The organism is Streptomyces sp. NPDC107498, from assembly GCF_055582805.1.
The window spans coordinates 213,904-227,368 of the sequence record NZ_JBVJPE010000011.1 but is presented as its reverse complement, the minus strand read 5'-3'; the positions used below and the strand labels follow the sequence as shown (position 1 = coordinate 227,368).

Genomic DNA, 13,465 nt, shown 5'->3' with positions numbered 1-13,465 from the left:
TTGCGGCAGGAGAGTCCGGCGAGACGGATTCCCATGAGTGCTTCGGAGAAGAGTGGACAGAACCCCTTCCGCCGGTTCGGCCCGTACGCGGTGTCGGACCGTGCCGGCACACCGCGCGGCACGGACCGCGCCGGGGAGGGGCGCGTGGACACCACGGGGACGCACGAACCGGTGACCATGGGGGAGTTGCGGTTCCTGCCGACCGTGACGGCCGAGGAGATCCGTGCGATCGCACCGGCCGCGCCCGGGCCCGGTGGCGCCGGGGGCGGGCCGTGGACCGCCGTCCGCTCGCTCGACGCGGTGACGGCCGGTGCCGCCGTGGGCGCGACGGCCGCGATCACCGCTGCCGCGTACGCGCTGGGACGGCGGGCGGGGCGACGCGGCCGCGGCCCGGTGGCCCTCTTCTTCGAACGCCGCTTCTGAGGGACTGCGGACGTCCTCCTCTTCCTGCCGGCCGTACACCCCGTTCACCTGTTCCTGAACAAACGTCATTCCAGGAGGTCGACGCACATGGTTCCCCTGCTGCTGGTTCTTCTTCTCGCGTTGCTGCTCTTCGGCTTCGGCTTCGCCGTCAAGGCGCTCTGGTGGATAGCCGTGATCGTGCTCGTCCTGTGGCTGCTGGGCTTCGTGGCCCGGCCGAAGGGGGGCACGGGACGCTGGTACCGCTGGTAGGCGGACCGCCCGCGGTGCGAACTCGTCCGTGGTGCGAACCCACCACGGTGTGAACCCCCTCACGGAGTGACCTCGCTCACGGAGTGGCCTCACCCCCCGGCACCACTGAGCCCGGCCCCCTCCTTCCGGAAGGAGGGGGCCGGGCTCAGTCGTGCCCTCAGGCGGTCAGCACGGAGTCGTCCTCGGGACGCACGCCCGGCAGCCGGTGGCGAGCCGCGATCAGCGCCGCGTCCACGTCACGCGTGCCGGTGGAGACGCACAGGGTGTACGCCAGGTCGTCCATGCGCTGCCGCACCTCGTCGCTGCCGTTCTCCGCCCGGAGCACCTCGAGCGCCTCGTACTGCTCGATGAGGTTGCGCAGGACCGCGGGATGGGCCATCAGCACGTGCTACTCCCTTCGTAGGCAGGGCATCGACCGCCCGGCTCGACGCGCCGTGTACCCGGGCTCCGGCGTCGCATGCGGGGGAACGTCCGAAAGCCGCTCGACGTCGTGTTCCGGCCGCCTGACGCGGCACCGCTCTCCTCCTGTCGATCACGGAAGGGTAGGGTCGTCACCATTGCCGTACGGCAACGGTCGAGGCCGGAGCCGTCACGAGAGCACGGGCAGCACGGCATGTGAACGGGTCCGTACGGCCCGTGAACGGATGTCCGGAGGCGAACGAGGATGAGGCGTGTCTGAGACGACGATCAAGGGCTCCTCGATCGAGGGGCGGCCGGAGCCGGGCGCGGTGGCAGAGCCCGAGCTCCGACAGCTCCTGGCCGGTCTCACGGCGGTGCGGGACGGCGACTTCGGCACCCGCCTGCCCGACGAGGCGGGCGGCCTGATGGGCGAGATCTCCACCGTCTTCAACGGGATGGTCGACCAGCTCTCCCTGTTCACCTCCGAGGTGACGCGGGTGGCCCGCGAGGTCGGCACGGAGGGCACCCTGGGCGGGCAGGCCGTGGTGCCCGGCGTCTCCGGGTCCTGGGCCGATCTGACCGACTCGGTCAACGCCATGGCCGGCAACCTCACCACCCAGGTCCGTGACATCGCCCAGGTCGCCACCGCCGTCGCCAAGGGAGACCTCTCCCAGAAGATCGACGTGGCCGCGCGGGGCGAGATCCTGGAGCTCAAGAACACCATCAACACGATGGTGGACCAGCTCTCGAACTTCGCGGAGCAGGTGACCAGGGTGGCCCGGGAGGTGGGCACCGAGGGCCGGCTGGGCGGCCAGGCCGAGGTGCAGGGGGTCTCCGGCACCTGGCGCGACCTGACCGACTCCGTCAACTCCATGGCGGGGAACCTCACCGCGCAGGTGAGGGCGATCGCCCACGTCGCCACCGCGGTGGCCTACGGCGACCTGTCGAAGAAGGTCGCCGTGGACGCGCGGGGCGAGATCCTGGAGCTCAAGAACACCATCAACACGATGGTGGACCAGCTCTCGTCCTTCGCCGACGAGGTGACCCGAGTGGCCAGGGAGGTGGGCACCGAGGGCCGCCTCGGCGGCCAGGCCCGGGTGCCGAACGTGGGCGGCACCTGGAAGGACCTCACCGACAACGTCAACTCCATGGCGAGCAACCTGACCGGCCAGGTCCGGAACATCGCCCAGGTCACCACGGCCGTCGCCAACGGCGACCTCTCCAAGAAGATCGACGTGGACGCCCGCGGCGAGATCCTGGCGCTGAAGACCACCATCAACACGATGGTCGACCAGCTGTCCTCGTTCGCCGCCGAGGTGACGCGCGTGGCCCGGGAGGTCGGCAGCGAGGGCCGGCTGGGCGGCCAGGCCGAGGTGGAGGGCGTCTCCGGCACCTGGAAGCGGCTGACCGAGAACGTCAACGAGCTCGCCGGGAACCTGACCCGACAGGTCCGCGCCATCGCCGAGGTCGCCAGCGCCGTCGCCGAGGGCGACCTGACCCGCTCGATCACCGTCGAGGCGTCGGGCGAGGTGGCCGAGCTCAAGGACAACATCAACGCGATGGTCGGCTCGCTGCGCGAGACGACGCGGGCCAACCAGGAACAGGACTGGCTGAAGTCCAGCCTGGCGCGGATCTCCGCGCTGATGCAGGGCCACCGCGACCTGGCCGTCGTCGCCGAGCTCGTCATGGACGAGCTGACCCCGCTCGTGGCCGCCCAGTACGGCGCCTTCTACCTGGCCGAGGAGGGAGCGGGCGGCGTCGAGCTGGGGCTCGTCGGTTCCTACGGCCGACCCGCCGACGACCGGGGCAAGGACCGTTTCCGGCTGGGCGAGTCGCTCGTCGGACAGGCCGCCCGCAGCCGCCGCACCATCGCGGCCGAGAACGTCCCCGCCGACTACGTCGTCATCTCCTCGGGACTCGGCCGGACGTCCCGGGGCAGCCTGGTGGTGCTGCCGATCGTCGTCGAGGACCAGGTGCTCGGCGTCATCGAGCTGATGTCCTTCAGCCCCTTCACCTCCGTGCACCGGGACTTCCTGGAGCAGCTGATGGAGACGGTGGGCGTCAACCTCAGCACGATCGTCGCCAACGTCCGCACCGACGAACTCCTGGACGAGTCCCAGCGTCTGGCGGGCGAACTGCGCTCCCGCACCGAGGAGCTCCAGGTGCAGCAGGAGGAGCTGCAGCGCTCCAACGCCGAACTGGAGGAGAAGGCGGCCCTGCTCGCGACGCAGAACCGCGACATCGAGGCCAAGAACCTCCAGATCGAGCAGGCCCGGCAGGAGCTGGAGGACCGCGCCCAGCAGCTCGCGCTGGCCTCGAAGTACAAGTCCGAGTTCCTGGCCAACATGAGCCACGAACTGCGCACCCCGCTCAACAGCCTGCTGATCCTGGCCCAGCTGCTGGCCCAGAACCCCACCCGCAACCTCACGGCCAAGCAGGTGGAGTACGCCGGCATCATCCACTCGGCCGGCTCGGACCTGCTGCAGCTGATCAACGACATCCTCGACCTGTCCAAGGTGGAGGCCGGAAAGATGGACGTCAATCCGGAGCGCGTGGCGCTGCGCAAGCTCCTGGACTACGTCGAGGCCACCTTCCGCCCCCTCACCTCGCAGAAGAGCCTCGCCTTCACGGTCTCCACCGCCGCCGGCGTCCCCGTCGACCTGGTCACCGACGACTCCCGGCTCCGGCAGGTGCTGCGGAACCTGCTGTCCAACGCCGTCAAGTTCACCGAGCACGGCGGCGTCGAACTCCGCATCGAACCGGTGTCGGACGACGAGCTCCCGGCGACCGTCCACCGGGGCGGCCCGGTCGTCGCCTTCCGCGTCAGGGACACCGGCATCGGCATCGCCCGCGAGAACCTGGAGGCGATCTTCGGCGCCTTCCAGCAGGCCGACGGGACGACCAACCGGAAGTACGGCGGCACGGGCCTCGGCCTGTCCATCAGCCGTGAGATCGCCTACCTGCTCGGCGGCGCCCTCACGGTCGCCAGCACCCCCGGCGAGGGCAGCACCTTCACCCTCTACCTGCCCGTCACCCGCCCCGACTTCACGGAGCAGCCCGCCCCCGCCACTCCGGCGGCGGACGGCCGCAGGAGCCTCCCGGCCGCGGCGCCGGACCAGGGCGGGACCCCCGCCCTCCCCGCGCGCCCCGGCACGCCCTGGGCCCGGCCGACGCGGCGCCTCCTCGTGATCGAGGAGCGCCCGCGCGGGCTCCTCGCGCTCGTCGCCGAGAACGCCGTCACGGAACTCGCCGCCGACGGCGGCCGCGCCGACCGGGAGGACGTCGAACTGATCGCGGTCGTCGGCCCCCAGGAGGCCGCCGCCGCCCTGGCCACCCAGCCGTTCCACTGCGTCGTGCTCGACGTCGACATGGCGGACGGCGACGCCCTGCGCTTCCTGGACGCCGTGGACGGGGACGAGGCCCTGCGTACCGTCCCCGTCCTCGCCCACAACAACCGCCGGCTCGCCGCCGACCAGGAACGCGCCCTCCAGGAGCTGGCCCGCCGACGGCCGCTGGAGCTCCTCTCCAGCCTCGACGAGCTGCGCGAGCGGATCGCCCTGCACCTGTCCGCGGAGCAGCCCGGCGACGTCGTGCCCCTGGTCAGGGGAGAGCACCGGGCCCCGGAGCCGCAGACCATCGACACCACGCTGCACGGCCGCACCGTCCTCGTGGTCGACGACGACGCCCGCAACCTCTACGCCCTCAGCGGCATCCTGGAGCTGCACGGCATCACGGTGCTGCACGCCGAGAACGGCCGGAAGGGGATCGAGGCGCTCCTCGCGCACGCGGCCGTCGACCTCGTCCTGATGGACGTGATGATGCCGGAGATGGACGGCTACACGGCGACCGAGCGGATCAGGGAGATGCCGCAGTACGCGGAGCTGCCCGTCATCGCGGTCACCGCCAAGGCCATGCCGGGCGACCGGGAGAAGAGCCTCGCCGCGGGCGCCAGCGACTACGTGACCAAGCCGGTCGACGCCGACGAACTCATCGCCTGCGTCAGCCGCTGGCTGAACGACGGATAGTCCCGTGCCCCCGCCCACCGACCCGCACCGCGCCCCGCGGCGGGCCCCGCGCCTCCCCGGCGTGCCGTGGCCCCGCCCGTCCGGCGGCCCCGAGGCCGCCCTACCCGAGGAGTCGTCGACATGAGTGGTACCCACCTCCGAGGAGGAGACCCCCGCTCAGGACCCCACGGGGAAGACGTTCCGGCGCCGGTGGCGGCCGTCCCCGAGCAGGCCCCCGCCGACCCGTCGTCGGCGCAGGACCGCTTCACGGCGGGTCGGCTGGCGGCCACGGTGGAACGGCTGCGCGGCGAGGTGCGCGCCGCGCACGCGGCGGCCGAGGGGCGCGCCCTGGTCGAACTCGCCAAGGGCGTGATCGTCGAGCGCCTGGGCTGCGGCCCCGCCCAGGCGGCGCGGCAACTCGCCGAACTGGCCGACCAGGCCGGGCTCTCCCAGCTGGAACTGGCCGCGGACATCATCAACCAGGCGGCCCGCGACCGGGTCGCCGAGGCGGCCGACGATTTCCTCAGGTCCACCACCGACGGCGGGCCCGGCGCTCCCGACCGGACCGCCGGGTCCGACGCCTCGGTCGGCGTGCGCCTGCGCACGGCCGAGAGCGCGGCGCTCAGCGCGGACGACACCCAGTCCGTCGCCGAGTCGCTGCTGGCACACGCCCTCGAACCCCTCGGCGCCGTCGCCGTGGCGATCTGGACCACCGGACCGGACGCCTCGCTGAGCCTGCGCGGACACGCCGGGTTCGGCTCCGACGAGGCGGCCCGCTGGCATTACGTGCCACCGGGCGTGACCACCGCGGCCCGGCAGGCCCTGACCGGTCGCCGTACGGTCTGGTATCCCTCTCTGGCAACCTCCGGCATCCCCTCGATCGGACGCACCCGCCACCCCGACGGCGGCCGGGTCGTCGTCCCCGCCGGGACCGGCGGCCGCATCCACGGCGTCCTGGAGATCTGCTGGGCCCGCCCGCTGGACCCCCAGCCCCAGGCCGTGGAGCGCCAGATCGAGGCCCTCGCCGAGCTCTGCGCCCACACGCTGGAAGCACTTCCCGCGCACTCCGTGCCGGCGCTCCCCCCCGTCACCGGCGGGGTCGGGGCCACCGGCGGGGTCGGGCCGCTGGAGCTGGCCGAACTCGCCGACGGGCTCTACGACCCCGCCCTCGTGCTGACCCCCCACCTGGACGAGGCGGGCAGGCTGGTCGACTTCCGCATCCGGCACGCCAACGCGCACTTCCAGGACCCGGCCGGCCGGCCGCGGAGCGCCGTCGACGGGGCGCTGCTGCTGGAGGCGTACCCCGCGACGGCCGGCGGGAGCGAACTCTTCGAACAGATCGAGCGGGTCTACGCCACGGGCGAGCCCTTCCGCTCCCGGCGGACACGGCTGACCGCGCTCGTGGACCAGGTGCCGCTCTCCTCGCTCGCCGACATCAGCATCAGCCGGCACGGGGACAGCGTCTTCCTCATCTGGCGCATCGAGGACGAGTCGGCCCGCCTCGCCAGCCTGCTGCAGCACGCCCAGCGTCTCGGCCGCGTCGGCGCCTTCGAGGAGGACGTCCTCACCGGAGAGATCGCCTGGAACGACCAGCTCTCCGACCTCTTCGGCCGGCAGGAGAAGGAACCGCCCGTCTCCCTGCGCGACCTGGTGACGCACGTCCATCCCGACGACGCCGACACCATCCGACGCTTCCTCCACTCCGTCCTGCACCGGAGGCGGGCGGGCTCCACGTCCTTCCGGCTGCTGCGCCGGGACGGGGTCACGCGCCACATCCGGGTGATCGCCGAGCCCACCCTGGACGCCGACGGTCGCCTCCAGGCGGTCCGGGGCGCCTACCAGGACATCTCGGCACAGCACTGGACCGAGGTCGCCCTCACGGCCACCCGCGACCGTCTGGTCGCCACGGAGGAGGAGGCGGAGGAACGCAACCGGCTCACCCTCCAGCTCCAGCACGCCATCATGCCCCCGGCCAAACCGCCGCTCGACGCGCCGGGACTCGACGTCGCCGTGCGCTATCGCCCGGCCGAGTCCGAGTCCCTGGTCGGCGGCGACTGGTACGACGCCGTCGTGCTGCCGTCCAAGAAGGTGCTCCTGTGCGTCGGGGACGTCGCGGGCCACGGCGTGGAGGCCGCCACCGGGATGGTCGTCCTGCGCAACGCCCTGCGCGGCCTAGCCGTCACCGGCGCGGGGCCGGGACAACTGCTGGCCTGGCTGAACACCGTCGCCCACCACCTCACGGCCCACGTCACGGCCACCGCCGTCTGCGGGATCTACGACCCCGAGAGCCGCACGCTGCGCTGGGCGCGGGCGGGGCACCTCCCGCCGGTGCTCGTCCGGGAGAACGAGGCGGTCGACCTGCCGCTGCTCCGGGGGCTGCTGCTGGGGGCCCTCGCCGAGGCCGAGTACGAGGAGACGGAGATCCGGCTCGAACCCGGCGACACCGTGCTGATGTACACCGACGGCCTCGTCGAGCGGCGGGACACCTCCGTCCACGACTCCGTCGCACAGCTGCTGGCCACCGCCCAGCTGCCGGCCGACGGCCTCGAACGACGGCTGGACCTGCTGCTGTCGCGCAGCAAGTCGGACACGGACGACGACACGTGTCTGATCGGTGTCCAGGTGAGCTGATCGCCGACCGCCCCCAGTCCGTCCCCCCACCGTGAAAGCAGGGAACATGTCCGAGCGAGAACCGAACCTGAACGTCGACGTCACGATCCGCGACACCGGCACGGCGGTGCTGTCCCTGGGCGGTGAGCTCGACATGGAGACCGCTCATCTGCTCGACGACCACCTGGCGGAACAGCTCCGGCAGGGGCGGGCCCGTCTCGTCCTCGACCTGTCCGCACTGGGCTTCATGGACTCGTCCGGTCTGAACGTCCTGATCAGAGCGGTCCACAAGGCACGCGCGCTCGGGGGAGACCTGTACCTCGCCGCGCCGACGTCACCGGTGCGACGCATCCTGGAGATCACCGGGGTGACGACCACGATCCCGCCGCACGTCGGGGTGGCCGAGGCGCTGGCCGCGGCCGGCGGCGCGAGATAGACGAAGGGCGGTGCGGTCCTGGCCACGGGACCGCGCCCGGGAAGGAAGGAAACGGGAAGAACGTGGACGAGATCGCCGACGTGGAGCAGGCGCTCCGCAAGGCAGCTCCGCACCAGCTGGTGAGCGTCGTCGAGGACGCCCTGCGGAAGCACTGCGGTGCCCAGCGGGTGGAGCTCCGTCTGGCCGACTACGGACTGCGGACCCTCCAGCCCGTCGAACGCGCACCCGGGGCGGCGCCGTCCGTCCCGATCCACGACAGTCCGCAGGGGCGGGCCTTCGGCGCCCAGGAGCCGTACGTCACCCCGGGGCCGGACTCGGTCCTGGTCCACCTTCCCGTCACCGTGAGGGGGGACCGGCTGGGCGTCCTCACCGTCGGGCTGCCGTCGGGAACCGACGTCGGGGCCGTGCTGGCCGGACTCGGCCAGATCTGCGAGGGCCTCGGACACGAGATCCTGGTGGCCGAGCGCGACACGGACCTGTACGTGCTGGCGCGGCGGGCGACGCGGCTCACCCTCGCGGCCGAGATGCAGTGGCAGCTCCTTCCCGGCCGCTCCTGCTCCCGTCCCGAGTTCGCCCTCGGGGCCCATCTGGAGCCCGCCTACGCGATCTTCGGGGACAACTACGACTGGTCGGTCTCGGCCGGCCGGCTGACCCTCACCGTCACCAACGGCATGGGCGAGGGCATCGACGCCGCCCTGCTGACGAACCTGGCGATCAGCGCCCTCCGCAACGCCCGCCGGGCCGGCCTGGGCCTCGCGGACCAGGCCGCCCTGGCCGACCAGGCCGTGTACGCGCAGTACCGGGGCAGCGCCTTCGTGTCGGTGCTCCTCCTGTGCTTCGACCTCGCCACGGGCGAGGTGGAGGCCGTGGACGCCGGTTCGCCCCGTCTGTGGCGGCTGCGGGACCATTCCGTCGAGTCCGTCTCCTTCGAGGCGCAGTTGCCCCTCGGCATGTTCGAGGACTCCCCCTACGTGCCCGAGCGGTTCACCGTGCGCCCGGGGGACCGCCTGCTCTTCGGCAGCGACGGGGTGTACGCCGCCGTCTCGCCCGGCGGGGAGAGCTACGGAGAGCGGGCGCTGGCCCGTGCGCTCAGCGGGACGCGGCTGCTTCCGCCCACGCACGTGCCGCAGGCGGTGCTGCGCGAGCTCGCCGCGTACCACGGCGACACCCCGCTGGAGGACGACGCCCTGGTGGTCTGCCTCGACTGGTACGGGACCCCGTCAACAGTTGCCGTGTGACAACTGTATCCTTGGGGCAATACCTGGCTCGTGCCCGGTTGAACGCGTCGAAGGATGCCCGGAGGGTGGCAGTGGGGACATGGGGTGTGCGGCCGGCCGGAGCCGGCGGCGCGCGGGAATCAGGCCGAACTGACGTCCTTCAGCGGCGTGCCGGGGCGTGACGAGGCGGCCGGCGTGCCCTCTTCCAGGGCCTCCTGGAAACCGGTGAGCCCCAGCAGCAGCGCCTTGCGGCTCGTCGGCGACATGGCGGCGACGACCGCGAGCAGGGCCTCCTCGCGCTGGGCCCGGAGGTCCCGCAGGTACGCCTTGCCGCGGACGGTCAGGTGCAGCTCCAGCTGCCTCCGGCTCACGGGGCTGGGCAGCCGCTGGACGAAGCCCAACGCCTCCAGCCGGTCGCACATGCGGCTCACCGAGGGCGGCGCGGACCCCAGCAGGTCGCCCAGGGTGCGGAGGCTGATCCCCTCCTCGCGGTCCAGGCTGTAGAGCACGCGCAGCTGGCTCGCCGACACCGGCGTCGGCGACACCATGTCCCGGCCGCGCTCCCACAGCACCTCCAGGAGCTCGATGAGCTCCCGGGCGGCCCGGGTCGTCTGCTGGCGCTCGCGCTGGGACGGGGTGGGGTTGGTGTTCATGCCTGCCGACGCTCCTCGGGCGTCCGGGGCCGAGGACGTCGGCCTTCCGACGGACCGGTCATCTCCACATCTCTCCAGAAGGCGGTACGGATTCGGTGAAACGACACGTGACAGTGGAAACCGCACTGCGCGGGGCGGCACCACATCTCCTCCTGGACTCCCTCCGTACCAGTCTCGCGCAGCGGTACGCCGCGTCCTCCGTCGATCTGCTGCTCGTCGACTACGGGTTCACGTCTCTGCGTCCCGTACGGCCCGTGCAGACACCTGACGAGGTGGGGCACGTGCCCGTGGACACGGGACCCGTCGGACGCGTTCTCCGCACGCAGCAACCATATCTTTTCCGTGATGGCGGGCCTACGGCGACCGTTTGCCTTCCCGTCACGGTCCGCGGGGACCGGCTCGGCGTCCTCGTGGTCCTCCTGCCCCCGGACCGCGCCACCCCGGAATCCGTCGAGGGCCTCGGCCGTGTCGCCGAGACCCTCGGACACGCCCTGCGCGTCGCCGACCGCCACACCGACCTGTACCGCCGCACCCGCAGGACGCACGCCCTCACCATCGCCGGGGAGATGCAGTGGGACACCCTGCCGGGCCGGTCCTGCGCCGGTCCCGCGTTCGACCTGCACGCCCACTGGGAGCCCGCCTACGCCTCGGGAGGACACCTCCTGGACTGGAGCGTGACCGAGGACGAGCTGCTCCTCGTCGTCGCCGACGCCGCCGGCCCCGGCACCCCGGCCGCCCTGGTGAGCACCCTCGCCGTGAACGCGATCCGCAACGCCCGGCGGGCCGGACTCGACCTGGTGGGGCAGGCCAGCCTCACCGACCAGGCGCTCTACGGCCAGTACCGGGGGAGGAGCCCGCTCGCCGCCCTCCTGCTGCGCCTCGACCTGACCACCGGCGGGGTCGAGGTCGTCGACGCCGGGTCGCCGACGCTCTGGCGGACGCGCGGCACGGTGACCGAGCGCATCGAACTCGATCGCCAACTGCCCCTCGGCATGTTCGAGGACACCGTCTACGCCACGCAGCGCCTGCGCCTCCTCCCCGGTGACCGGCTCGTCTTCGTCGCCTGCGACCCCGGTGGGTCCCCGCCCGCCGGGGAGGACGAGGCGCCGGACGGTCCGGTCGCCCGGGCCCTGGCACAGGCCGACCGCCTGAGCTGCGCGGATGCCCCCAGAGCCGTCGTCCGGGCGCTGCGGGAGGCGCCCTGCGACGTACCCGACGCCGTCCTCGTCGTCCGTCTCGACTGGCACGGCCCCGAGGCCGGGAGGCCCGGTACGGTGACGGGCGGGGGTGGCGTTCCGTTCCTGCCTCCGCCCCGCTGACCCGACGGCGGCGGAAGTGATCCCCGATACGGGCGGTATGGAAACCGTGAAGAGGGGAAAGGCGGAGTACGAGGTGCCCAGCGCGCCCACCCATCCGTACGAGGGGAGTGCAAGGGCCATGACGGACGCCATCACCGCAGAGCGTGCGGTACCGGAGCCCCTGCTGTCCGCGAGTGCCGTCTTCGACGACGCCGCCGGCGGCGGGGCGATCGGGGCCGCCCGCGCCTTCACCGCCGACTTCCTCGCCGCCGCGCCGACCGTCGGGCGGGGACCGGTGACGCAGGAGCGCGTCGACCTGGCGAAGCTGGTGGTCAGCGAGCTGGTGACCAACGCGGTCCGGCACACCTCCGGCCCCTGCCGACTGCTCCTCGAGCTGCGTCGGGACGCCCTGGAGATCTCGGTGTTCGACAGCGCGGCAGCCGCCCCCGTACCCCGTGGACACGACCCGCGCCGGATCGGACAACACGGCGTCGAGATCGTCGTCGCCGTCTGCGAGAGCGTGTCCGTGGAGCCGGCACCGGGGGGCAAGCGGGTCCTGGCACGTCTCTCGCTCCTGCCGACGGGCCCCGAGACGGACGCCTGAGGCCGGTGCGCCCACGGGCGCACCGGCCTCAGGCGGAGCCGGCCCGACCGGAAGCGGCCCGCGCGGACGCGGACCGGTTCCCGGCAGCGGCCCGCGGGGGAGGCGGGCCGGCCCTCAACGCCGCTCGCCCGACGTGCGGCGCGACCGCCGCCGGAGAGAACGGCGCTCGTCCTCGGTGAGGCCGCCCCACACGCCCGTCACCTGACGGGAGTCGTCCATGGCCCAGCGCAGGCACTCCGCCCGCACCGGACAGCGTCGACAGACCTCCTTGGCCTCGTCGGCCTGGACGAGCGCGGAGGGGCCCATCCCCACCGGGAAGAACAGATCGGGATCCACCTCGCGGCAGGCCGCGACCTCCCGCCAGTCGTCCATGTGGCCCTCCCGGGTTTCCATGTGATCCTCCTGGTGAATGAGACGGAACTCGTCTTTGTCCGCCTCACCGCCCGTTCACGGTCGAAACCGCCCGGCGGGGATTCGTCCGGCACGGACAGGGCATCCGGAGGTCGACCGAGAGGAGCGAGTCGACATGACCGCAGTGAAGGCGCACGCGTCCGTGACGGGGAGAGCGGTTCGCGGCGAGGCCGTACGGGCGGGCGCCCGGGCCGGTTTCGCGGCGCGGGGCGCACTGTACCTGCTCGTCGGAGCACTGGCCGTACGCATAGGCCTGACGGGGACGGACGAACAGGCCGACCGGGGAGGGGCCGTCGCACACATCGCGGCCACCCCGTTCGGCGCCGTCCTCCTCTGGGCCCTGGGCATCGGCCTCGCCGGGATGGCGGCGTGGCGCCTGTCGGAGGCGGTCCTCGGAGCGGCCGGCCCCAAGGGCGACAAGGCCTACAAGCGGGCCCTGTCCGCCGGCCGCTGCGTCTTCTACGCCGGATCCGCCTTCCTCATCCTCTCCTTCGCGATGGGGGAGCGGGGGAGCGGCGAGGGATCGACCGACCGGCAGAGCCGGGACCTGACCGCCCGCCTGCTCGAACTCCCGGGCGGCCGCTGGTGGGTCGGCGCGGTCGCCGTCGGCGTTCTGGCGGCCGGGCTGTGGATCGCGGGCAGGGCGGTCCTGCGGAAGTACCGGGACCACCTCACATGGGGAAGCCTGTCGACGTACCAGCGCCGCTTCATGGACGTGACCGGCGTGGCCGGCGGCGTCGGGCGCGGCCTCGTCTTCGCCGCGCTCGGACTCTCCGGCGTGCGGGCGGCAGCGGCGTTCGACCCGAGCCGCGCCAAGGGCATGGACGACGCGATCCGTTCCTTCGCACAGACCCCGGCGGGACCCTGGCTGCTGCTCGCCGTGGCCGTCGGCCTCGTGCTCTACGGGGTCTTCTCCTTCGGCCAGGCGAAGTGGCGCGCCCTCTGACCCCGGCCCCTCGCACCGGCTCCGAGCCCTTCCCGCCGTGCCCCGCCCCGGCCCGGAGCGTGCTCCTTCCGTGAAGCTCCTGTGTCGGGAAGGTGGGGGTGTGGCCGAATACGGGCCCGGTGCGCACCGGAAGAGAGGGGTCCACTTGATGTACGGCGCGGACTGAGGAAAGGTGGACCGTCGAGCTGTCGTCGAGAGGGAAGGTGGCGGGCCAC

General features: G+C 72.7%; 12 protein-coding genes. 9 read left to right on the top strand and 3 right to left on the bottom strand.

The window, feature by feature from the left end:
* Positions 1-33 precede the first annotated feature (33 nt).
* On the top strand, positions 34-423 hold the full coding sequence (locus ACZ66Z_RS21195; RefSeq protein ID WP_469936092.1) for a hypothetical protein: 390 nt from the start codon (positions 34-36) through the stop codon (positions 421-423).
* Between the two features lie 87 nt (positions 424-510).
* Positions 511-672: a DUF5670 family protein gene (locus ACZ66Z_RS21190; protein ID WP_469936091.1), complete on the top strand. Its 162-nt coding sequence runs from the start codon at positions 511-513 to the stop codon at positions 670-672.
* 157 nt (positions 673-829) lie between these two features.
* Here ACZ66Z_RS21190 and ACZ66Z_RS21185 read toward each other — a convergent pair whose 3' ends face one another.
* Entirely contained in the window at positions 830-1,057 is a 228-nt protein-coding gene (locus tag ACZ66Z_RS21185; protein WP_469936090.1) for a DUF5133 domain-containing protein, read from the bottom strand.
* 343 nt (positions 1,058-1,400) lie between these two features.
* Between ACZ66Z_RS21185 and ACZ66Z_RS21180 the strand changes: the two genes are divergently transcribed.
* From ACZ66Z_RS21180 to ACZ66Z_RS21165, 4 genes are all read left to right on the top strand, one after another.
* Entirely contained in the window at positions 1,401-5,096 is a 3,696-nt protein-coding gene (locus ACZ66Z_RS21180) for a hybrid sensor histidine kinase/response regulator (protein WP_469936253.1), read from the top strand.
* 120 nt (positions 5,097-5,216) lie between these two features.
* Positions 5,217-7,706 (top strand): SpoIIE family protein phosphatase, encoded by a 2,490-nt coding sequence (locus ACZ66Z_RS21175; protein WP_469936089.1) that lies wholly within the window; start codon positions 5,217-5,219, stop codon positions 7,704-7,706.
* A 46-nt stretch (positions 7,707-7,752) separates the two neighbouring features.
* Positions 7,753-8,121, top strand: coding sequence for an STAS domain-containing protein (locus ACZ66Z_RS21170; RefSeq protein WP_469936088.1), 369 nt, complete (start codon positions 7,753-7,755; stop codon positions 8,119-8,121).
* 62 nt (positions 8,122-8,183) lie between these two features.
* Positions 8,184-9,359: a PP2C family protein-serine/threonine phosphatase gene (locus ACZ66Z_RS21165; RefSeq protein ID WP_469936086.1), complete on the top strand. Its 1,176-nt coding sequence runs from the start codon at positions 8,184-8,186 to the stop codon at positions 9,357-9,359.
* A gap of 119 nt (positions 9,360-9,478) precedes the next feature.
* Here ACZ66Z_RS21165 and ACZ66Z_RS21160 read toward each other — a convergent pair whose 3' ends face one another.
* Entirely contained in the window at positions 9,479-9,991 is a 513-nt protein-coding gene (locus tag ACZ66Z_RS21160) for a MarR family transcriptional regulator (protein WP_469936084.1), read from the bottom strand.
* 410 nt (positions 9,992-10,401) lie between these two features.
* Here ACZ66Z_RS21160 and ACZ66Z_RS21155 point away from each other — a divergent pair, with 410 nt between their 5' ends.
* Positions 10,402-11,310, top strand: a complete 909-nt coding sequence (locus ACZ66Z_RS21155; RefSeq protein ID WP_469936082.1) for a PP2C family protein-serine/threonine phosphatase — start codon at positions 10,402-10,404, stop codon at positions 11,308-11,310.
* A 118-nt stretch (positions 11,311-11,428) separates the two neighbouring features.
* On the top strand, positions 11,429-11,893 hold the full coding sequence (locus ACZ66Z_RS21150; protein WP_469936080.1) for an ATP-binding protein: 465 nt from the start codon (positions 11,429-11,431) through the stop codon (positions 11,891-11,893).
* A 114-nt stretch (positions 11,894-12,007) separates the two neighbouring features.
* Here the strand turns inward: ACZ66Z_RS21150 and ACZ66Z_RS21145 are convergent, their stop codons facing one another.
* Positions 12,008-12,265 (bottom strand): WhiB family transcriptional regulator, encoded by a 258-nt coding sequence (locus ACZ66Z_RS21145; protein ID WP_469936251.1) that lies wholly within the window; start codon positions 12,263-12,265, stop codon positions 12,008-12,010.
* 154 nt (positions 12,266-12,419) lie between these two features.
* On the opposite strand from ACZ66Z_RS21145, the gene ACZ66Z_RS21140 reads away from it, so the two are divergent.
* Positions 12,420-13,250 (top strand): DUF1206 domain-containing protein, encoded by an 831-nt coding sequence (locus ACZ66Z_RS21140; RefSeq protein ID WP_469936078.1) that lies wholly within the window; start codon positions 12,420-12,422, stop codon positions 13,248-13,250.
* The last annotated feature ends 215 nt before the right edge of the window (positions 13,251-13,465 follow it).